Raw genomic sequence first — 22,476 nt, forward strand, 5'->3', positions numbered from 1 at the left:
GGCCGATGAGCGAGAAAGACACGATTTCCATGCAGCTGGTGCGTGAAGCACTGCTGCAGAGTTGCCCTGACCGGGACGCAGCCGGCGCCCTGCTGCGGCGCGCCGGGATCGACGCCAGCCTGCTCGAACAGGCCGATGCACGGGTGGCTGCCGGTGCCTACGCCCGTTTGTGGCGGCTGTTGTCGCAGCGCTGCAATGACGAATTCTTCGCCATGGACCCGCGCGGCCTGCGCGGTGGCAGCCTGGCCCTGCTGGCCCGCGCAGCCATGGCCCAGCCCAGCCTGGGCGAAGCGCTGGACGTGGCCCTGGGCTTCCTTGGCCTGATGCTCGAAGACCTGCAGCCGGTGCTGGTGCGCCAGGACAGCCTGGCCGAGATCGTCATCGGCGAGCCTCGCGAACAGCCGCGACGGGCCTTCACCTACTTCACCTTCTGGATGATCGTGCACGGCGTGGCCTGCTGGCTGGCCGGGCGACGCATCCCGATCCTGGCCATCGACCTGCGCTGCGAAGAGCCGCCGTTCTGCGACGATTACCGGGTGATGTTCTCCGAAAACCTGCAGTTCGGCCGCCCGCGCACGCGCATGATCATTGCCGCCGATTGCCTGGCGCTGACGCCCAGGCGCACGGCCGAAGACCTGCAACGCTTTCTGGCAGAGGCGCCCGGTAACATCCTGGTCAAGTACCGCGACCCGGACAGCCTGGCCCGGCGCATTCGCCATGACCTGCGCCAGCATGACCCGGCCGGCTGGCCAGACGCAGAGCGCCTGGCGCTGGAGCTGTGCATGTCGGCATCCACCCTGCGTCGCCGGCTGGCGGAGGAGGGGCAGACTTACCAGGGCCTGAAGGACAGCGTGCGCCGGGAGCTGGCGATTCGTTGGCTGGCCGACGCCGAGCTTGGCCTCGGGCAGGTCGCCGAGCGCCTCGGGTTCGCCGACAGCAGCTCATTCTACAAGGCGTTTCGCAAGTGGTTCGGCTGCAACCCAGGGCACTACCGCACGCTGGTGTTGCAGGGAGACGGGGCGGCCTGAGGGGCGACACTTTCCGGATGCAAGTCGGGCACCTCACGGCTCAGGGTTGGGCGCTTTCAGCCCACTGGAGCCCAGCCCATGCCGCAAACCACCGCCACGGCCACCGATGATTTCATCGGCCATCTTCTACCCACCTGGATACGGCAGGCGTCGCCTGCCCAGCTTCGCGGCCTGCGCGAACGGTTCAAGGCGCACCAGGCCAGCCAGGACCTGGTGCGCAAGGCCACCCTCGAGCTGATTCCGCTGCAACGCTTTGCCCTGGAGGAACTCGGCAGCCTGCTCGCCGAGCGGCTAGCCGACGGCGTCTCCCTTGAGCAGTTGCAATGGCTTGAAGTCATGCCACGCTTCGAGCGTATGCCCGGCTCGTTGTGGCCGATCTACCAGCCAGCCTACAAACGCCAGCACGGCATCCTGCGCCTGATGCAGAACTTCGCCGAAGGTGTTTCGTTCTACGAGGGCACGGGCCTGGTAATTGCCGGGGGCTATCGGGTGCTGTCGGGCGATACCGCCTCCCTGGTCGCCGCCTGGCGTGAACGCGATGCCGGCAGGCGCTACCAGGCACTGCTCGACAAGGTATTCGATGCCTCGACACGCGCATTGCTGGCCGAGGACAAGCGTGCAGGCCTGAAGCTGGCCATCGAGATTGCCACCTTGCAAGGCCATCTGAAGGCTTTCGAGCAGATCGCCCTGCGTGAGGTGGCGGACGCACATCAGGCGCTGGCCGAGGAAGGGCTGCGCAGCTCGGTGAAAACCCTCAAGGTACTGGGCTGCGCCGTTGCCGATGCCATGGTCGTGCAACTGCGCGACAACCAGGGGGCGGACAAAGGCGTGATGCTTTACCTGCCAAGCGCGCCCACAACGGCCCTACGCTGGTACCACAGCTGGGCAACCCTGAAGCAGGGCCTGGTGAGTGAACTCCGGGCCGAAGGTTACCGGCAGTTCTTCAGCCAGTTGATCGCGATCGGTGAGCGCAGCACGTTCATCGATACCTTGGCCAAGCGGCTGAAGGATGACCAGCCTGATCTCGCGATTGAACAGGTCATTGTGCAGGGCGATATCTTCGCCGCGCTGGTGCAACATCAGGTGCAACGGATAAAGGACGATGCGCGCTTGCTGTTGGTGCCCACCGCCGATGCGGACCAGCATGCGACCAGGCAGCGTTTGCAGGCTTGGCAGGCCGCCGGCATGACCTTGGCCAACCTGGCAGGCCTGTTCATTCCCGTTGTGGGCGAGCTGTTGCTGGGGCAACTGGTCGCCCAGACCACGGTGCAGGTGTACGAAGGGCTCAGCGACTGGCATCAAGGGCATCAGCACGAGGCCCTGGAGCACATGCTCGGGGTCGCCGAAGTACTGGCCGTGAATGCCGCAGTGGCGGGTGGCGCCAGCGTGGTGGCCTCGGGCTTTGCTCGCAGCCATTTTGTCGAAGCCCTGGAGCCAGTCATCGTGGGTGGACGCAAGCGGCTGTGGTGCAATGACCTGAGCTTTTATGAAGGGCTGCCGGCTGTCGGTGAGCTGTCGGACGGCGTGGTTGGCCAGCAGACCCGTCCCTGGCTGCGGCTGGGCGGCCGATGCTACCAGTTGCACCGGCCTGAGCCGAACGGCCCGTGGCGCTTGCGGCACCCACGGCGAGTCGAGGCCTATGGCCCCATCGTCGAAAGCAATGTCGAGCGTGGCTGGCGGCTACGCCAGACGCGCCCGCTGGAATGGCAGGACAACGCACAGATGCTCGACAGCCTGTGGCCGCAGCAGCCTGCGCTGGATGCGCAGCAGGCCGACCAGGCCTTGCGCGTGGCCGGCATGAGCCAGGATGAACTGCGCGGTGTGCTGGTGGAGAACCGCATGCTGCCGGTCAACCTGCGTGAATCCCTGCGGCGCCTGGCAGCGGATGCGCGGATCGAGCGCTTCTTCCGCAATCTCGAGCAGGATGCGGCCACTGCGCAAGACAGCGAGATCCAGGCATGGTGCATGCAGCAGGAGGGTATCAAGGGCCTCGATGAAGCGCAGGTGGGGCCTGGGCTGCTGGCCGCTGAAGCCAGCTTGCGTGAGCCGTTGCTCGAACACCTTGTACGGCCGCCTGAAAACCATGACCCCTTGCTCAAGCTGCTGCGTCGGGGACTTCCCCGGTCTACCCGAGGCTTATGCCGTCGAGCTGCTGCCTGAAGTCAGCAACATTCAACGCCGATTGGCGATCGCTGAATCGAAGTTGCCGCTGTCGGTCGCCGACAAGGCCCGCTCGCTGTTGCAGATGGCCCGCTTGAACCGCAGTGTCGAAGGGCTTTACTCGCGCAGTGGCTGCGGTGATGAAACCGCCGCACTGACGCTTGCATTGCTGGCGCGCTTGCCGCGCTGGCCGGCCACCGTCAACCTGGCCTTGCACGAAGGCTCACCATTCGGTCGCCGCCTGGCGGTGATCGATCCTCAGGCCGAAGCGGCATCCACTACGGTTCTGGTCCGCAGCCAAGGTCAGTACCAGCCGTATGACAGCCAAGGGCTTGCCCTCGAAACCGAGATCGATGCCCCGGCCGGTCTGTTCGAGGCCATCACTGCATTGCTGTCGTCCGCGCAGCGAAAGGCGCTTTCCCTGGGCGACACGCAACCGGCTGGCCACTTGCGTGAACTGCTGCGCCAAGCGCTGCCAGAGAGCACCACGCAGCGGTTGCAACTGCTCGGTTGGCGCGAGCAGACGGGCTGGTTCAACCCAGGCCGGCGTATGCCGGATGGCCGGATAGGCTACCCCCTCAGTGGCAGGGCACCGGGCCAGCTTGGCGCCAGGCAGACCCTGCTCGACCGCCTGCGTGCCCTGTATCCCGGCATGGCCGATGCCGAACTCGAACAGGAGCTGCAAACACTGCTGGCTGAAGAGGGCCCGACCTTCGCACGCCTGCTCGAACGCGAGGACGACTACCAGCAACTGGAACGTCAACTGCAGCAGTGGGTCGGCGCCGACCTGCAGGAAAGCCGCCAGGTGATTCGCCAGCGATTTTCCGCCGCCGTTCGCCGAGCCTGGCGCCGGCAAGGCGAGCCGGCGCGGGGCAATGATGGGCAGCGGCTGAACCTGACCAACCTGCCGGTGCGGACCTTGCCGGAGTTGCCTGGGCAGGTCGGTTTCCCCCATGTCACAGAGCTGGTGCTCAATGACACACCCATCAGCGCCATCCCCGGGGATTTCCTGCGCTGCTTTGAAGCCCTGCGCGAGCTGAACCTGGCCAACAACCAGCTGCTGCGGGTGCCGGTCGAGATCGGCTACCTGGTCAACCTGCAGAACCTGCGCCTGGGGCACAACCGCATCCGCCTGGACAGCCAGGCCATGGCAACGTTGATCGGCCTGCCCAAACTCAGCCACCTGGATCTCAGCCACAACCCCATCGGGGCGCTGCAACTGCGTTTCAACCAGCTGTCGCATCTGGTCGAGTTGAACCTGCGCCACTGTGGCCTGGGGGCCTGGCCAACGGGGGTCGAGTTGTGCGGATTCCTGCAATGGGCCGATCTGCGCAGTAACCAGCTCACCACTGTGCCTGCGGCTATCCTGCAGATGCCCCATGCGTTTCGCCGGCTATTCCTGGTCGATGGCAACCCCCTGCCGAGGATGGAGGTGATGCGCCTGTTCGCCCTGGACTCGATCCAGGAGCATCTGCACAGCCCTGAAGCGGTGCATGTGATCGATCCCTTGCGAACGCGCGGCTTGTGGGTGACGGCGACCAACAGTGCTGCGCAAGGGCAGATGTGGGACAGCTTGCGGGCGATACCCGACAGCGCGGGATTGTTCCGCTTGCTCGGTCTGCTGGAGCACACCAGCGACTTCGCCCAGGCCCGTGCCAGCCTCACGGCGCGGGTGTGGGACTTGCTCGGGGCCATCGAGCAGGATGCCGGGCTGCGTCAGCAGGTTCATGAACTGGCGGGGCAGTCCACCACGTGCGAAAACAGCATCGCGGACCGGTTCAGTGCATTGCAGGTCCGGCTGGCGGTGGCGCGGGCGGAACAGGTCGCCGAGGTCGGCCAGCGCGCAAACGAGCTGCTGGCATTGGGGCGTGGGCTGTTCCGCTTGCAGCGTCTGGAGCGGTTTGCCCTGAACGATATCCGCTTGCGGGTCGAAGCCCGCCTGCCTGTGGACCGTGACGCGGTCAGCCTGTTGTATCGGGTGCGATTGCGCCAGCAACTGAGCTTGCCGGGGCAGCCTCACACGATGCGGCATGTCGACGCCGCCGATGTTTCACCCACACGCATCGCCCAGGCGCTGGCAACGGTGCAGGACGCCGAGACACCTCAGGCAATGGCGCGCGACCTGTGCCAGCGAGGGTTCTGGCAACGCTATCTGCGCAATCGCCATGACGCTGCTTTCGCGGCCATCGAACAGACCTATGCCGAGCGGATCGAGCAACTGACGGCGCAGGTACCGCCGTTGCCCGCAGATGCACTGGAGGGGCAGCGGGAGGCGCTGGCCGAACAGCAGACGGCGGAATTGCAGCTGTTGATGCAGGAGTTGACCCGGCAGTTTCTCCATGGGCTGGAGCGCGGGCGAGGTTGATCGCCCTTGATGTTGTTCCCTCTGCGGTGGCGGGCTGGCCTGCCTCACTGTGTCGGCTTTTCGACCCGAGGAGGTGCAACCCATGCAGCAAAATCCAGAAAAAGTCACTCAACTCGACGATCATGGCGACAAGTTTCTTGCAAAACGTCTGCCCCAGTGGCTCAAGCAGGCTTCCCAGGGGCAGATCAACAAGCTGCGCGACAGCTACAAGGCCCATCGCCAGAGCCATGTTGAACTGAACAAGAAACTCGCTGACCTGGTGACACCGCAAGCCTTCGCCCGCAAGCTCTTCACCGCCCAGTTGGGCAAGGCTGCGGCGGCGCTGGGCCTGGATGAACTCGAATGGATCGAAGTGCGCCGTCGCTTCACGGTAAAGCCCGGCATCACCCTGCCCGAGGAAGAAATCACTTACCTGCGCACCCCGGCCCTGATGAGGCTGATGCAGAACTTCCCGGGAGGCGATCCGTTCTACACCGGCAGCGGTCTGGTGGCCAAAGGGCAGATGACGGTGCTGGAAGAAGACGTGAACGCATTCTCCCGTCAGTGCCGGCAACTGGACGCAGGGCGCCAGTACCAGGAAATGCTCAGCCGCACGATCACCGATACCACGCGCACGCGGCTGGCAGAGCACAAGCGCACCGGCTTCACCCTGGCGCTGGAACTGGCAGCGCTGAAAGGGCAGGTTGATGGGGTCCAGCAAGCGGCCCTGCGCGCCGTGTTGACGGGTGAGCACGGAGAAAAACTGCCGCGTGCCTACACGGGCCAGTTGAAAGTTCTGGAGTGCCCCGTTCACGATGCCTTGCTGATCCAGCTGCGTGACAGCCAGGGCGGGGAGGGTGGCGTGGTGTTGTACCTGCCGGCCGATCCGCAGCATGCGTTGCGCCATTTCGACGGGCTGGAAAAGCTGAATCAGGCATTGGCCGAGGAACTGAAGACACCGGAAACACGGTCGCTGTTCTACACATGGGTGCCACTGCACGCCCGTGCCGAATTCAAGAAAACCTTGGAGAAGCGCGTCCTCGACGACGTGACCGATCTGCAGCCGCAAGGCACGACCATCGACGGCGATGTATTCGCCCATCTGGCCGATGTACATGTGCAGCGGTTGCGGGACGACGCCAGGATGCTTCTGGTGACCACGGCTGATGCAGACAAGGGCGAAGCCAGTGAGCGCTTGGCCCGCTGGGAGGGCATCGGCATGGGGGCATTGGGCATTGCCGGCCTGTTCGTCCCGGAACTGGGGGCCTTGCTGCTCGCGCAGCTGGCGGCGCAGGTTACCGGGGAAACCTACGATGGCATCAGCGACTGGGCCCAGGGCCATCAGCATGACGCGGCGGAACAATTGCTGGGTGTGGCGGAGATGGTCGCCTTCACGGCGCTGACCGTGGTCGGCACGGGGATGGTGATCAGGGGCTTTACGCGCAGTGAGTTCGTCGATGCCCTGGAGCCGGTGAGCATCGATGAGCAAGAGGCGCGCTTGTGGAACCACGACCTGAGCCCGTACGAGGTGACCCGGGGCATGGCGGTGTTGGAGGAGGATGGCCTGTACCGCGAGGGCACTCGCCGCCTGGTACGCATCGATTCGCGCTACTACGAGGTGCACCGACCACAACAGCACGGGCCGTGGCGGCTGCGCCACCCGTCGCGCACCGACGCCTTCGAGCCTGCCCTGGTGAGCAATGGTGAGCGCGGCTGGCGGCTGCGTCTGGAGCGCCCATTGGAGTGGGACGACAGTGCGCGGATGCTGGAGCGCCTGTGGCCGAGCGAGCCTGCGCGCAGTGAGGCGCAGGTAGCGCAGATTCTGCAGGTATCGGGTGTCGACAAAGATGAGTTACGCGGGCTGCTGGTAGAAAACCGCCAATTGCCGGTCAACTTGCGCGATACATTGCGCCGCTTCGAGGCCGATCAACGCATCACTCGGCTGCTCGATGCCTTGCGCCGGACACCGGCGGCGTTCATCGATGCCGATGTTCTCGCCTGGTGCAAGGCGCATCCTGACCTGCAACGTCTGGCCGACACAGAGATCGGTAGCGAATTGCTCGATGATGAGCTGCTGTGGCGTGGCCGGTTGCTGGAGCACCTTGCCGCGCTGGCCCCGCAGGAGGATGCCGTGCTGTCCCTGCTCAAGCGCGATTTCCCTGGCCTGCCGGATGCCTATGCACGGGAGGCGTTGCTCGATCTGGACCCGACCGTGCGTAACGTGGCGGTGCAGGAGCAGCGCATTCCTCTGCCCTTGGCAACAAAAGTGCGTTCGTTGTTGCAACTGGCCCGGGTCAATCGCGCACTTGAGGTTCTGTACTTGCCAAGTGCCTACAGCGATGACGGTGGTGAACTGGTGTTCGCGTTGCTGCGTAAACTGCCGGGTTGGCCGCGCAACCTCAACCTGGAATTGCGCAAGAGTACTGAGAGCGGACGCTTGTTGGCCGTACTGGACCCACAGGGTGAGGACCGGCTGCGCACGGTCATGGTCTTTCGCCAAGGCCGTTTCCAACTGTACGACAACGAAGGCTTGCAACGAGACCTGGACATCGCCGAACCGGCCAGCATCTTCGATGCACTGGTGGCCATGCTCGATACGCCCCAGCTTGCGGCGCTTGGCTTGTCGGAACAAGACGCGGCCCAACAACTGCGCGATCAACTGGCCGCCGCCATACCGTCGCAGCGTCAAGGCGTCTTCAACCTGCTGGGCTGGCGCAACCAGGCGCCCTGGTTCAACCCTGGCACGCGGCTGGCGGATGGCCGAGTGGGTTACACCCTGGGCGGTCGCCACTCATCCCGGGAATACTCCACGAGAACCCTGCTCGACCGTATCCGCGCCTTGTACCCGAACTTCAACGAGCAACGGGTGCGGGATTTCTTCGATCAGTTGATGCTGGCCGGCGGCTCGCCATTCGATGATCTGCTCGAGCACGAGCACAACTATGCACAGCTCGATCAGACGCTCACCCAATGGACTGCCCGCTCCACCGATCCCGCCATGGCCAACCAGCGGCAGCATTTTGCCAACCAGCTACGCGGAGCCTGGCGAGGTGTGGGGGAGGTCGACTATGAATCGGCGGATGGGCGCTTGCGGATAAACCTCAGCGGCTGGCGCATCGGGCGGCTGCCTTCGCTGCCTGCCGAGGTCGACATGAGCCTGGTCGGCGAATTGATGTTGGCGGGTATGAACCTGGACGAGGTACCGGCCGGCTTCCTGCGCTGCTTCCCCCACGTGCATACGCTGGTGCTCACCAACAATCGCCTCACGGCGCTGCCCTTCGGCCTTTCCTACCTGACAGAGCTGCGTACCCTGCGGTTGATGGCCAACCGTATTCGCATCGACGGCCAGAGCCAGGAGCTGCTGCGAACGATGTCCTATCTGCATACCCTGGACTTGAGCCACAACCCCTTGCGCACGCTGGACCTGCGTTTCACCGAGCTGCCGGAACTGCGCACCCTGCGGCTGGGCCATTGCCGCCTGCAGGCAATGCCGACCGGCCTGGAGCGCTGCGGCTTCCTCGACTTCGCTGACCTGAGCGACAACCAGATCGAGACGATCCCTCCCGAACTGGTGCGCATGCCCTGGAGCTTCCGAGCGCGGCTCAATCTGAACCGTAATCCGCTGTCCACCGCCGAGCGTCAACGGTTATACGGGCTGGCCCATCAACGCCACGGTGGAGAGCTGCACTTGCCTGTCATCACCGACGCGCAGCTGGCGCCTTGGCTGGGTGACCAGCCAGAAGCGCGGCAGCTGGCACGCACCGAGTTGTGGCGGCGGCTGCACGGGGATGCAAACAGCGCCGAGCTGTATCAGCTGCTACAGCACCTGACGGAGGGAGCTGACTTCAGCAGCGCGAGAAGTTACCTGAGTGATCAGGTGTGGGGGTTGCTGACCGCCATCGATCAGGATGAAGCCTTGCGCACGCAGATCTTCGACAGTGCCCGCGAGCCCATGGGCTGTGTGGACAGCTCGGCGGAGCGGTTCAGCCGGCTGCAGATTCAGGTGCTGGTGCATCAAGCCACCCAGCGCAGTGCCGAAGCCGACGCAGGGCCGGCACTGCTGGCGCTGGGGCGTCGGCTGTTTCGCCTCGAAGCGCTCGACCGCTTTGCCTTTGAGGCTGTAGAAGTGCGGCGGCTGGAGGACCCTGATCTGGATGACCTGGAGATCGTGCTGGGCTACCGCATCAGCCTGGCGCAGGTGCTCGACCTGCCTTGCCAGCCCCAGACCATGCGCTTCCGTAGCCTGGCCGACATCACCGTCGAGCGCGCCCAGGAGGCGCTGAACGCCGTATGTGCGGCTGAAACGCCAGAGGCGGTCGTACAAAGCATTGCCCGCCAGGAATTCTGGACCACCTACCTGCGTCGCCAGCACCCCGAGCCCTTCGCCGTAATCGCCAGCGATTTCGACGCACGCGGCGAGGCGCTCGATGAGATTGTCGATACCTTGACCAGCGACGTCTACACCCAGCGCTGGAATGAACTCAAATGCGAGCGCGACAGCGCAGAGCAGGCGCTTGAACTGATGCTGACACGGGAGGCGTTGGAACTGGCGGCAGAGGAAGGCTAAGGCCCACAGGCCTGCCGCATTCGCTGCCAGCGGCCAAACCGCTCATCCAGATTGACAGCTTTGGCCATTGTCCGCGCGCGGCCTTGGCGTGACCATCGTCAGACCTATGGTGCGATTCCAACAATAAAAAACCAGGAGTCTGACGATGCGCGATTACGCCGAGGCCGTCCGTTCGTTCGCCTATGCCAATGCCGTGAGCACGGCGCTGGAGGGCAACCTCAAGGGCCTCAATGCCTGTGTCGAATGCTGTGATCGCCATGTGGGCGAGGGCAAGACAGCCCTGGTCTGGGAAGATCGCGACGGCAACGGCAAACGCTTCAGTTTCGAGCAGTTGCAAGCCCTGGCCAGCCGTTTCGCCAATGCCCTCAAGGATCAGGGCGTAGGCCCGGGCGACAGGGTTGCCGGCCTGTTGCCGCGCACCCCCGAACTGCTGGTGACCATTCTCGCCACCTGGCGCCTGGGGGCGGTGTATCAGCCACTGTTCACCGCCTTCGGCCCCAAGGCCATCGAACACCGCCTGGAACAGTCCGGGGCCAAGGTCGTGGTCACCGACCGGGGCAACCGTCCCAAACTCGATGACCTGGCTGCGTGCCCGGTCACCATCACCGTCAACGCTGGCGAAGGCGAGCTGGACTTCCAGCGCTTGCTCGATGCGGCATTGCCCGCCTGCGAGCCGGTCTTGCGCGGCGGCGACGACCCCTTCCTGCTGATGTTCACCTCGGGCACCACCGGCCCGGCCAAACCATTGGAAGTGCCGCTGCGGGCGATCGTTGCGTTTCAGGGCTACATGCGCGAAGCCATCGACCTGCGCCCTGAAGACAACTTCTGGAACCTGGCCGACCCGGGTTGGGCCTACGGGCTCTACTATGCCGTTACGGGCCCGCTGTCGCTGGGCCACGCCACCACCTTCTACGACGGCCCTTTCAGCGTCGAGAGCTGCGCGCGGGTCATCGACAAGCTCGGCATCACCAATCTGGCGGGCTCGCCGACGGCGTACCGCTTGCTGATCGCTGCCGGGCGCGAATTCTCGGCGCCGATTCAGGGCCGCCTGCGGGTGGTCAGCAGCGCCGGCGAGCCGCTCAACCCCGAAGTCATTCGCTGGTTCGCCGACGAGCTGGGCGTGACCATCCATGACCATTACGGCCAGACCGAGCTGGGCATGGTGCTGTGCAATCATCATGGCCTGCAGCACCCGGTTCATCTTGGTTCGGCAGGCTTTGCCATCCCGGGTCACCGCATCGTCGTGCTCGACGAGCAGGGTGCCGAGCTGCCGGCGGGCCAGCCAGGCATTCTCGCGGTGGATCGCGAGCAGTCGCCCCTGTGCTGGTTTGCCGGTTACCACGGCCTGCCAACCAAGAGCTTCGTCGGCAAGTACTACCTCAGCGGCGACACCGTCGAGCTCAACCCGGATGGCAGCATCAGCTTCGTCGGTCGCAGTGACGATGTGATTACCACTTCCGGCTACCGGGTAGGCCCGTTCGATGTGGAAAGCGCACTGATCGAGCACCCTGCAGTGATCGAGGCGGCGGTGATCGGCAAGCCGGACCCTGAGCGTACCGAGCTGATCAAGGCCTTCGTCGTGCTGGCCGCGGGTGTGAGTGGCACCCCGGAGCTTGAAGAGACGCTGCGCCAGCATGTGCGCCAGCGCCTCTACGCCCATGCCTACCCCCGGGAAATCGAATTCGTCAGCGAGCTGCCCAAGACGCCGAGCGGCAAGCTGCAACGCTTCATCCTGCGCAATCAGGAAATCGCCCTACAACAAGCTGCGCTGGCCAACCGCGCCAGCGCCTGAAGGAACCCATCATGCAGATAGCCAACAGCAATTTCATCGTCAGCGGCGCGGCCTCGGGCCTGGGTGCCGCCACTGCGCAGATGCTGGTCGAAGCCGGCGCCAAGGTCATGCTGGTCGACCTCAATGCACAGGCCGTCGAGGCCAAGGCGCGCGAACTGGGTGACAATGCGCGGTTCGCAGTCGCCGACATCAGCGACGAACAGGCGGCCAAGGCTGCCGTGGATGCTGCCGTGGCCGCCTTCGGCAGCCTGCACGGGCTGATCAATTGCGCGGGTATCGTCGGGGCCGAGAAGGTGCTGGGCAAACAAGGCCCGCACGGGCTGGCCAGCTTCGCCAAGGTCATCAACGTCAACCTGATCGGCAGCTTCAACCTGCTGCGTCTGGCCGCCGCGGCCATGGCCGAAGGCGCAGCCAACGCCGAGGGCGAGCGGGGGGTGATCATCAACACCGCGTCGATTGCCGCCTACGACGGGCAGATCGGTCAAGCCGCCTACGCCGCTTCCAAGGGCGCCATCGCCAGCCTGACCTTGCCCACTGCTCGGGAGCTGGCGCGCTTCGGTATTCGGGTGATGACCATCGCCCCAGGCATTTTCGAAACCCCGATGATGGCCGGCATGACCCAGGAAGTACGCGACTCGCTGGCCGCCGGCGTGCCGTTCCCGCCACGCCTGGGCCGCCCCGTCGAGTACGCGGCGCTGGCTCGTCACATTATCGAGAACAGCATGCTCAACGGCGAGGTGATCCGCCTCGACGGTGCGCTGCGCATGGCTGCCAAGTAAGGAGAAACGAACATGACCCTTGCCAACGATCCAATCGTCATCGTCAGCGCCGTGCGCACGCCCATGGGCGGGCTGCAGGGTGACCTCAAGAGCCTGACCGCGCCACAGCTGGGTGCCGCGGCGATACGCGCCGCCGTCGAGCGTGCCGGTATCGATGCCGCCAGCGTCGAGCAGGTGCTGTTCGGCTGTGTCCTGCCGGCTGGCATCGGTCAGGCACCGGCACGCCAGGCAGCGCTGGGCGCGGGCCTGGGCAAACACACCACCTGCACCACGCTGAACAAGATGTGCGGCTCGGGCATGCAGGCCGCGATCATGGCCCACGACCAACTGCTGGCCGGCAGCGCCGATGTCATCGTCGCCGGCGGCATGGAAAGCATGACCAACGCCCCTTACTTGCTGGACAAGGCGCGCGGTGGCTACCGCATGGGCCATGGCAAGATCATCGACCACATGTTCATGGACGGCCTCGAAGACGCCTACGACAAGGGCCGCCTGATGGGCACCTTCGCCGAGGACTGTGCCCAGGCCGGCAGCTTCAGCCGCGAAACCCAGGACCAGTTCGCCATCACCTCGCTGACCCGCGCCCAGGAGGCGATCAGCAACGGCCGCTTCAGCGCCGAGATCGTCCCGGTGGAAGTAACCGAAGGTAAGGAAAAGCGCCTGGTCAAGGACGACGAGCAGCCGCCCAAGGCGCGCCTGGACAAGATCCCGCAGCTCAAGCCGGCCTTCCGTGAAGGCGGCACGGTGACTGCGGCAAACGCCAGCTCGATCTCCGATGGCGCTGCGGCACTGGTGTTGATGCGCCGCTCTGAAGCCGAAAAACGTGGCTTGAAGCCCCTGGCCGTGATCCATGGCCATGCCGCGTTCGCCGATGCCCCGGCACTGTTCCCCACCGCCCCGATCGGTGCCATCGACAAGCTGATGAAGCGCACAGGCTGGAGCCTGTCCGAGGTCGATCTGTTCGAGATCAACGAAGCCTTCGCCGTGGTCACCCTGGCCGCCATGAAGCACCTCGACCTGCCCCATGACAAGGTCAATATCCACGGCGGCGCCTGCGCCCTGGGCCACCCGATCGGCGCCTCGGGCGCGCGCATCCTGGTGACCCTGCTGTCGGCCCTGCGCCAGAACAACCTGCGCCGTGGCGTGGCGGCCATCTGCATCGGCGGTGGCGAGGCCACGGCCATGGCTGTCGAATGCCTGTACTGAGGTGAACCATGCTGGTAACTGACGAGCAACAACAGATCGCCGACGCCGTCCGTGGCTTTGCCCAAGCGCGGCTCAAGCCGTTCGCAGAGCAATGGGACAAGGACCATCGCTTCCCGAAAGAAGCCATCGAGGAGATGGCCGGCCTGGGCCTGTTCGGGATGCTGGTACCGGAGCAGTACGGCGGTAGCGACACAGGCTACGTGGCCTATGCCATGGCGCTGGAGGAGATCGCGGCCGGCGACGGTGCCTGCTCGACGATCATGAGCGTGCACAACTCGGTGGGTTGCGTGCCGATCCTCAAGTTCGGCAGCGAGCAGCAGAAGCAGCAGTTCCTCGCCCCGTTGGCCAGTGGCGCGATGCTCGGCGCCTTTGCCCTCACCGAACCCCAGGCCGGTTCCGACGCCAGCAGCCTGAAGACCCGTGCACGCCTGGACGGTGACCATTACGTGCTCAACGGCAGCAAGCAGTTCATCACCTCCGGGCAGAACGCCGGGGTGGTGATCGTCTTTGCCGTCACCGACCCGGACGCTGGCAAACGCGGCATCACGGCCTTCATCGTGCCCACCGATACGCCGGGCTACCAGGTGGCGCGGGTCGAGGACAAGCTTGGCCAGCATGCCTCCGATACCTGCCAGATCGTCTTCGACAATGTGCGTGTGCCGGTGGCCTACCGCCTGGGTGAAGAGGGGCAGGGCTACAAGATCGCCCTGGCCAACCTCGAAGGCGGCCGCATCGGCATCGCCTCGCAGTCGGTAGGGATGGCCCGCGCCGCGTTCGAGGTGGCGCGCGACTATGCCAAAGAGCGGCAGAGCTTCGGCAAACCCTTGATCGAACACCAGGCCGTGGCCTTCCGTCTGGCCGACATGGCGACGAAAATTGCCGTGGCCCGGCAGATGGTGCTGCACGCCGCGGCGCTGCGCGATGCCGGGCGCCCGGCCCTGGTGGAAGCATCGATGGCCAAGCTTTTCGCCTCGGAAATGGCCGAAAAGGTCTGTTCGGATGCCTTGCAGACGCTCGGCGGTTATGGCTATCTGAGCGACTTCCCGCTGGAGCGGATCTACCGCGACGTGCGTGTCTGCCAGATCTACGAAGGCACCAGCGACATTCAGCGCATGGTCATTGCGCGTAATCTTTGAAGGAGCAGTCTGCATGGCATTCGAAACCATCCTGTTGGACATCCACGGCAAGGTCGGCCTGATCACCCTCAATCGGCCCCAGGCGCTCAACGCGCTCAACGCGCAGATCATCGCGGAGATCAACCAGGCCCTGGACCAGCTGGAAAGGGACCCGAACATCGGCTGCGTGGTGCTGACCGGTTCCGCCAAGGCCTTCGCGGCGGGGGCCGATATCAAGGAAATGGCCGAACTCAAGTATCCGCAGATCTACGTCGACGATCTGTTCAGCGACTCCGACCGCATCGCCAACCGGCGCAAGCCGATCATCGCTGCCGTGTCCGGCTTCGCGCTCGGTGGTGGTTGTGAGCTGGCCATGATGTGCGACTTCATCCTCGCGGGCGACAACGCCAAGTTCGGCCAGCCCGAGATCAACCTCGGCGTGCTGCCGGGCATGGGCGGTACCCAGCGGCTGACCCGTGCGGTGGGCAAGGCCAAGGCCATGGAACTGTGCCTGACCGGCCGCCTGATGGGCGCCGAGGAAGCCGAGCGTGCCGGGCTGGTGGCCCGTGTGGTGCCGCAGGCCGAGCTGGTCGAGGAAGCCCTGAAAGTGGCGGCGACCATCGCCAGCAAGTCGATCCCGGTGAGCATGATGGTCAAGGAAAGCGTCAACCGTGCGTTCGAAGTCACCCTCAGCGAAGGTGTGCGCTTCGAACGCCGGGTGTTCCATGCGGCGTTTTCCACCGAAGACCAGAAGGAAGGCATGGCGGCCTTCATCGCCAAGCGCGAAGCGCAGTTCAAAGACCGCTGAGCCTCGTTGCCCTGTCGACTCAGCTGGCGAAGAAGTATTGCTTCGCCGAGGCCAGGTCGATGGGGCTGCGATGAACCGCCACCTCATGCCCGGCGGCGTCCCTGCTGAATTGCCCTTGGGCATAGCGCTGTTCGGCGGTTTTCAGATGGCCTGCGGTATAGGCGGTTTGCGCCGCATCCCTGCTGGAATAATGGAAATGGGCGTACCACAGGTCGGTACCTGCATGGCAGATGGCGAATTCTTCCAGGTAGTCGTCGGTACGCCCGGCGATTTTTGCCAGCGGCCGACGCGGGCCGGTCGAGTGAATGGCCACTTGTTGGTTGTCGAGCAGGACGGACAGTTCGCCCATCCTGGGTTTTTGCAGCAGCGCGACCCGCGCACGCTGTTCGATCGCCTGCCCGGCCAATGTCGCTGACATGTCCTCTATCGCCTTGATGTTCAAGGCTGCATCGCCCTCGGCGGTACCTTCATCGGTTTCATTGTCGCGGGTCAGGCGTAGCTCGATGGCGGCCCGATGACGCTCAAGGCCAGCACGGTGCTGGAGCAGGATGTCTTCGATATCGACGGGCAGGTAGCTGTTGGCCCTGGCGCTCTGCATCAACCCCAGATCCTTGCGTGCGCTGGCCAACAGGCGAGTGCTTTCCTTGAGCAGTGCCTTGAACTTGCCTGGGGACTGTGAGGCTGTTTTAGCGGACTGGACCTCGACCGCTACCCAGCGCTCGTGTTCGCGCTTGTAGCTGCGGGTGACCGAGCCCTCCTGAGCCCCTGGTATATCGACGATGCTGGCATCGTCCGCACGCGGCTGGCCAAGAAGCAGGCCGTCTTCGCGGGTTTCGATCAGCCCTGGTAATTGCCGGCTCAATTGCGTCACCGTGCTGCGCTGGGGCAGGTCCGGGTATTCCGCCAGTTCGCCGGCAACGCCCGTGCTCATGTCGTTGATGTCGGTGCGCAGTTGCTTGAGCGGGGCGGGCACCGCGGCGGGTTCGAAGCACTGGTGCAGGGTCAGCAAACGGCGCTGGGCGGTTGCCAGGTGCTGCGCGATGTTTTCCAGCAAGCGCCGTTTGACTTCGTCGCTGGCATTCGCCCGTTTGCCCAGCTGCAGCCGTTGGCCTATGGCCAGCTCGATGCTGTCCCAAGTACGGTCAAGCCAGAAAACTGCGCTTTCGTCCATCTGCACCAGGGTCATGCGGTTGACCGAGGTCTCGATACGCATGAAGCGCCAGTACAGGGGCGTCCAGCTGCCTTTTTGCCGTTCGACCTTGTCCAGCATCTCCATGGTTTTCGGCAGGGAGGGGCTGGCCAGTTTGCGCAGTTGCTCCAAACTCTGTTCGAACGCGCTGGCATTGTCGAACAGGCTATCGACCAGCGTCGTCAAGGTGCTCAGGCGCCTGGCGAGAATAGCTTCGTCCTGGAGCGTCGGCTCGGCCTGATGTTCGACCATCTGCAGAAGATGAACGCGTTCGGGTTTGAACAGGCGCATCAACAGCTCGCGGATGTGCAGCTGGCAATCGAGTTGCTGGAACAGTGTGCCGGCGCGTTTGGTCTTGTAGTCGTTTATGGGTGTCTGCACATTCAGGTCGTGCAGCCGCTGGATATGCTCGGCGACGAACGCCTCGAATGCCTGCAGCTTTTCCAGGCAACTGCGCATTACGCGCGTATCGTCGGAGCGCTGGCCCAGCGTGCATATCTTCTTGATGCCGGGAATCTGTTCGACGATGCTTTTCGAGTCGTCCATCACACGATTGAACAGCGCCTCGGTGTTCTTCTTGCGCTCCTCCTGCAACTGGGCGATTCGCTTCGAGGGGGGCATGCCGCCGCGCAGGCGCAGCCGGAGATCGAGCTGCCAGCGCCCAGCCTCGTCGCGCCTGAGCCAGGGGCCTGGCGTTCGATCATCCGCGGCGTCAACAATGCGCACTTGATCGGTCAGCGTATCGAGTTGCACTTTGAATACCTTGCCCTCGATCACCGCCCAAAGCAGGTCCGCGCTCAGGTACAAGCCGCCAATCGGCCCCGCCGGGATGGGGAAACCGAGGGCGGCTGGCGAAAGGGGTGCCTGCAGGGCTGCGAGGGCTTCGGTCTGCGGTTTGTCGAGCTTCAGCGAGGGTTGGGACCAACTGAAATCGATCTGCGCCTCGGCTGTGCTTGTGATCACCACCGGGGCGGGTTCCAAGGGGGGCTTTGGGCCCCGGGGAACCGCGGCGTCCAGCGGATGCTCCAGCTCCAGGCGCTGCATCGCGTGGTTGAAAATCAGGAAGGCGACATTGATTAACAACTCGATCCAGTCACCGGTACGGTCGCCCGGCTGCGCTTGCTCCTTGGCGTCCACCAGGCGGGCGAAGGCGGTTTCCATCTGTACCAACCAGGCGGCCTCGGCGAACGGTCCTTCGACGAATGGCAAGACACTGTTGAGCAGCAACCAGCCCAGTTCTTCCCAGCGTTGCCAACGGGTTGCCTCGCTGCTGGTGGATTGCGCTTTGAAATTGCTCACGGTTTCCTCGACACAGGCCTTGTAGATGGCCTGGACCGGGTCGCTGATCGCCGCCTCGCGTGACAGGGTCACGGGGGCTGGCGTAAACAGTGGAACTGCCCAGTCGTCGTCCAGCGGGTGGAACAGGTGCGGCTCCTTGAAGCCTCCGTGGTCATAGATGCGTCGGTCTTCCTGCGCCAGCCGGTGGAGTATGTCGTTTTGCAGGTCGCCGGGCTCACTGATTGCCACCAGCAGGGCCAGACGATCGGCGAACTCCACGATCGGTTCACGGTGCAGGGGGCGATACAGCAGGCAGCTGGCGCCAGTCGAGCCATCGTTCTCGATCAGCCAGGCATTGAGTGGATGATCGGGCGTTGCATCCATCGTTCGCAACAACCCCAGTGGCCGCAGCACCCAGTTGCCGTGCTCGTCGGCCATGGGCGCGAATACGTGTTCGAGGGCGACGATCGCTTGCAGGGAGGGTTGCTCATCTTTCAGGTAACTGTTCATGACCTGCGCGGGCAGTTGGCTGTGCAACTGGTCGGCCAGTAGCCGTTCGCGGTTGGCGCGCGCCAGGGGATCATCGAGCAGCAGTGCGCGCAGGCGTTTGGGATAAGTCGCGCCGATGTCCGCTTCGGTGATGAGGCTGCGCAGGGTCGAGGTGTCGAACCAGGCCGCAATGGGTTGGCCGTCGACGCTTTCCAGCGACACGCGACCCGGTTTGAGCAGGCCCAGGTTGGCGATGGCCAGTTGAGGCAGGGTGAACGTCACCGGTATCGTGGTGCCCTCGCTGATCACCTGGCCTGCAGAGGGTATTGCAGTTGCCGTGGTCTGGTGGTTGATGACCCGTATCGACGCAGGGTCCAGGGTCGATTGCGGGTGGTCACGGTGGATCAGGCTGGTAAGGCGCTCGCAGGCAAACACCTGTGCGCTCGGCACACCGTCCAGCCAACTCCTGCCATCGGCATCGGACGAACTGCGGGCCACTTCGGTGAGCATCGAGCTGTACACGATCAGTGCCGTGGGTTCGCCTTGGCGTACCCACGACGGTAACTGCTCGGACAGCGATGCGTGGCTGGCCTGGTCATCGACGCTGCACAGGTGAGTCAGGGACGTCAGGTGGTCCAGGGCATCGGCAAGTTGTTGTGCGCTGCCCTGGGTGTGGAAGGCGGTCGCGGCGATCTCGATGCCTTCGAGCTGCTGCATCAGCAAGTTGACGGCCTGGGCCTGGAACAATTGGCGGTCTGGGGTGCCCAGTTTCACGCTGGGGGGCGATTTGGCCAGCAGGGCGGGCCAATGTTGCGTGATGCTCTCCAGCAAGCGCTCTCGGGAAGGGAACGACAACAATCGACCCACGGGGGTGAACAAGAGGGTGAAAGGCGCTCTGCCAGGTGCTTCACCGCGCTCGATCAACAGTGCGCTGGCCAGGTACGGATCCAGTTGCCAATCGGCGGAGAAATTCGAGACCAGCGTCTGCACGGTGATGCCTTGGGTCGTATTCAGTTCGAGCAAGTCGTCGAGTTCGGCGGGCCCCTCTGACAAGGCTTGCAGCAAGGCTTTGGCGTCTGCTGCTTGACCGCTTGCATCGGCTTGGGCCAGGGCGATGCCCAGCAATGCTTGAAGGTGGCTGGCGAACCACGACCAGGGCGTTTCACCTTTGCTGTCGGCTTCGCACCAGAAGTCGACAAGGGCTTGGCTGAAGCTGTCGAGCAACAGTGGGCCGCAATCGTTGATCAATGCTTCGAGCTGCGCCAGGTCGACCGGCACAGGTTGCTCGGGCTCGACGCGCTGTTCGCGGCAGACGACGTCCTGGCCAGGGGTCATGTTGAGCGAAGTGCGCAGGCAGAAGCGCTCGACCAGCAGGTGGTACAGCGGGCGTACATAGGCCAGTCCGTCTACGGGGCCGAAACTGGCCAGGTGCAGGTCAAGGGGGTCGAGGCTGGTGTCGAGCCCGTAGATTGGCCACTGCTCCAGCAGCAGGCTTGCGGCGACTTCGAACAGGGTTGGGCGGTTGCTGAATCTTCTGGCGGTATCGCAAGGCAGCAGCGCACTGCGGGGGAGTCTTCGGGAGGTGGGCATGGCGGCGAACTCAGGTCATGAAAACCCCGCCATTGGGCCGCCAGCGCAGTGGCTCGGGGTATTACAGGTCTACTGCCGCATGGCGGCTGATCGGGAAATGACGGCCGGCAGGCGGATTCCACGTCATTTCGGTCAATTCCTCCGTCATTGGTGTTGCCCCTGACGACGCGGCGCCTTAGACTGCCGCCCCCTGTAAAAGAGTGCCGGTTGGCGCTTGAAGAATTCCGCTGCCCAGGCTCAGGCCTCGGCGGCACCCGAATCGCCCAAATGCACATTTTTTCATAGAGAAATCGATGACCAAGGAACAGTTGCTGGCCATGTCGGCCGATGACTACATGAACGCTGAACAGCTGGCATTCTTCACTGCCCTGCTGCAGGCGATGAAAGTCGAAACCCATGAACGCATCGAGCTGAGCCGCGCCACCATCGAGGGCCTGGACACCCCGTCGGACCCTGCCGATGTGGCTTCGGTCGAGGAAGAGCGTAGCTGGTTGGTCAATGCCATTGACCGCGACCAGCGCTTGTTGCCGCAGCTGGAAATGGCCCTGGATCGGATTACCGACGAGAGCTTCGGCTGGTGCGATGACAGTGGTGAGCCGATTGGTCTGAAGCGTCTGCTGATCAGCCCGACCACCAAATACTGCATCGAAGCCCAGGAGCGCCACGAGCAGCTCGATCGCCACCAGCGGCAGATCTGACCGCGCGGTGTGTGCCAAGCCCCATGGAGCAGTCCTTGGGGCTTTTTGCGTTTCTTGCGGGATACGTGTGTACGGCATTTGTTGCTCGTGGTGTAACGCTGCTGTACCGCAATGCGCTGTTTCTCCCCGGCTGGCGGGGGTATCATGGCTATATCGTTAGGGTGCTAATTATATTCCGGAGGGAATGATGAATAGCCGAGTCGATGTAGCCGTGATGATCGGTACAGGTGTGCCAGCAGCGCTGCAGGCGTTGGGCAAGCGCATTTGCTGGGTAGTGTTGGTCAACGGTGAGCGCCGTGGTACGGCATTCGCCACCCGTGAGGAGGCGCTAGAGTGCCAGTCAGCCTGGTTGCAGCAGTTGCAGAAGGGCCTGGCCGCTTGAGTGCGGAGCAAGAAATGCTTTTTAGCGCTCGACGGATTTCGGTGTTTTCGTGCATATTTAATCCCCGGTAATGCGCTACTTGATGCCTGCGCCCGATCTGCCGAGGGGTCTGCAGTTATCTATCGCATCTTTCTGGCGGATGTATTTGTCAGGCAAACGCTTCCCGTTCAGGGATCATGTCGAGCGGCCTCATAACGGCCGGGTCTGACAAGCTCGTGTAAAGTTTCCTGCGTGCTGCATCGCCAGCAGGCACAGACGTTTCGCGCATCGCTTTATTACTCTTTTTGCCTATCGAATTGAACAATGGCCGCACCTCACCAAGGTCGAGTGGGGGCGGATGTCACCGATCTGAGGATTACTTCATTGGCAGTCAGTACACTTGATACCCACGCCTTGTTTGCACTTGGCGATTTGCGCGGTAAGTTGGCCAAGCTGTTTCAAGGTCGTTTCGTTTATGTCACCGAACAAAACCCCGAAGGCCTGTACATGGCCGAAATCGACACCGAGAGTGCCTTGGTAGTCGATGACAAGCAGCGCCTTGAGTTGAAGGTGGGCGATCATTTTCGCGCGGCCGTCTTGCCCAGCCGGGAAGGTGGCAAGCTGGAAATGCGTTTTCGTGAAATCAAGCTCAATGTCTATGGCGTGGGCGACTACGCATTCGTTTCGGTGCCGGAAGGCGAAGGCATCGTGTTCCGAGACGGGCAGGGCGTCATGCTGGTTTTCGCGGCTCAACAGCAAGTGCAGGAAGGCCTGGGTAAATTGCTGAAGGCTGTCACTGGCAAGGTCGCGAAATGGCGCAAGGGCGAACTGACCACGTTCAAGGCCAGTGAATGAGTGAACGAGGCGAGGAACCGGGCACTCGCGCCGCGTTCCATCAGCAGCATCAGGCGGGGGCAACAGCCCTGGCCGAATCCCTGTTGGCCCGGCGTGAAACGATGCAGGGTGCCTGGTTGAACTGGGTGGCGGCTCAACTGTACCAGCTCAGCCCACCACCTTATGCCGCCATGGTGCGGCGAGAATTGCAGCGCCTCACCCAGCAGTGAGGCGGGTG

Annotated in this window: 14 protein-coding genes; 13 read left to right on the top strand and 1 reads right to left on the bottom strand. The window is 63.8% G+C overall.

Features of this window, described 5'->3' with window-relative positions:
* Nucleotides 1-5: 5 nt before the first annotated feature.
* The 9 genes from ACIPZG_RS04835 (at nt 6) to ACIPZG_RS04875 (ending at nt 15,799) form a co-directional block, all read left to right on the top strand.
* Entirely contained in the window at nt 6-1,028 is a 1,023-nt protein-coding gene (locus ACIPZG_RS04835) for an AraC family transcriptional regulator ligand-binding domain-containing protein (protein ID WP_400710765.1), read from the top strand.
* A 78-nt stretch (nt 1,029-1,106) separates the two neighbouring features.
* The gene (locus tag ACIPZG_RS04840) at nt 1,107-3,188 is read left to right on the top strand and encodes a dermonecrotic toxin domain-containing protein (RefSeq protein WP_400710768.1); all 2,082 of its coding nucleotides are present in this window, start codon (nt 1,107-1,109) and stop codon (nt 3,186-3,188) included.
* Nucleotides 3,112-5,553 carry an NEL-type E3 ubiquitin ligase domain-containing protein gene (locus tag ACIPZG_RS04845; protein ID WP_400710771.1) on the top strand — a complete coding sequence of 814 codons (2,442 nt, stop codon included), beginning with the start codon at nt 3,112-3,114 and terminating at the stop codon, nt 5,551-5,553. Before ACIPZG_RS04840 ends, ACIPZG_RS04845 begins: the two co-directional genes overlap by 77 nt.
* 82 nt (nt 5,554-5,635) lie before the next feature.
* Nucleotides 5,636-10,099 (top strand): NEL-type E3 ubiquitin ligase domain-containing protein, encoded by a 4,464-nt coding sequence (locus ACIPZG_RS04850; RefSeq protein WP_400710774.1) that lies wholly within the window; start codon nt 5,636-5,638, stop codon nt 10,097-10,099.
* Between the two features lie 145 nt (nt 10,100-10,244).
* Nucleotides 10,245-11,891, top strand: coding sequence for an acyl-CoA synthetase (locus tag ACIPZG_RS04855; protein ID WP_400710777.1), 1,647 nt, complete (start codon nt 10,245-10,247; stop codon nt 11,889-11,891).
* Between the two features lie 11 nt (nt 11,892-11,902).
* Nucleotides 11,903-12,670 (top strand): SDR family NAD(P)-dependent oxidoreductase, encoded by a 768-nt coding sequence (locus ACIPZG_RS04860; protein WP_400710780.1) that lies wholly within the window; start codon nt 11,903-11,905, stop codon nt 12,668-12,670.
* Between the two features lie 12 nt (nt 12,671-12,682).
* Nucleotides 12,683-13,876, top strand: a complete 1,194-nt coding sequence (locus ACIPZG_RS04865) for an acetyl-CoA C-acyltransferase (RefSeq protein ID WP_400710783.1) — start codon at nt 12,683-12,685, stop codon at nt 13,874-13,876.
* 8 nt (nt 13,877-13,884) lie between these two features.
* Entirely contained in the window at nt 13,885-15,012 is a 1,128-nt protein-coding gene (locus ACIPZG_RS04870; protein WP_400710786.1) for an acyl-CoA dehydrogenase, read from the top strand.
* A 13-nt stretch (nt 15,013-15,025) separates the two neighbouring features.
* Complete coding sequence (locus ACIPZG_RS04875) at nt 15,026-15,799, top strand: enoyl-CoA hydratase (protein WP_008099503.1); 774 nt, start codon at nt 15,026-15,028, stop codon at nt 15,797-15,799.
* A gap of 19 nt (nt 15,800-15,818) precedes the next feature.
* Here the strand turns inward: ACIPZG_RS04875 and ACIPZG_RS04880 are convergent, their stop codons facing one another.
* Nucleotides 15,819-20,345 carry a hypothetical protein gene (locus ACIPZG_RS04880; protein ID WP_400710789.1) on the bottom strand — a complete coding sequence of 1,509 codons (4,527 nt, stop codon included), beginning with the start codon at nt 20,343-20,345 and terminating at the stop codon, nt 15,819-15,821.
* 293 nt (nt 20,346-20,638) lie between these two features.
* On the opposite strand from ACIPZG_RS04880, the gene ACIPZG_RS04885 reads away from it, so the two are divergent.
* The 4 genes from ACIPZG_RS04885 to ACIPZG_RS04900 all read left to right on the top strand — a co-directional run bounded on the left by ACIPZG_RS04885 (nt 20,639) and on the right by ACIPZG_RS04900 (nt 22,468).
* Nucleotides 20,639-21,043, top strand: coding sequence for a TraR/DksA family transcriptional regulator (locus ACIPZG_RS04885; RefSeq protein ID WP_008099509.1), 405 nt, complete (start codon nt 20,639-20,641; stop codon nt 21,041-21,043).
* A 187-nt stretch (nt 21,044-21,230) separates the two neighbouring features.
* A complete protein-coding gene (locus ACIPZG_RS04890; protein WP_400710792.1) occupies nt 21,231-21,425 on the top strand; it encodes a hypothetical protein in 195 nt (64 codons plus the stop codon).
* Nucleotides 21,426-21,788: 363 nt separating this feature from the next.
* Nucleotides 21,789-22,259, top strand: a complete 471-nt coding sequence (locus ACIPZG_RS04895) for a hypothetical protein (RefSeq protein WP_008099512.1) — start codon at nt 21,789-21,791, stop codon at nt 22,257-22,259.
* A complete protein-coding gene (locus tag ACIPZG_RS04900; RefSeq protein WP_008099514.1) occupies nt 22,256-22,468 on the top strand; it encodes a hypothetical protein in 213 nt (70 codons plus the stop codon). Before ACIPZG_RS04895 ends, ACIPZG_RS04900 begins: the two co-directional genes overlap by 4 nt.
* Nucleotides 22,469-22,476 lie beyond the last annotated feature (8 nt).

Origin of the sequence: Pseudomonas sp. NPDC089395, assembly GCF_044749525.1 — a bacterium.
Lineage (GTDB): Bacteria > Pseudomonadota > Gammaproteobacteria > Pseudomonadales > Pseudomonadaceae > Aquipseudomonas.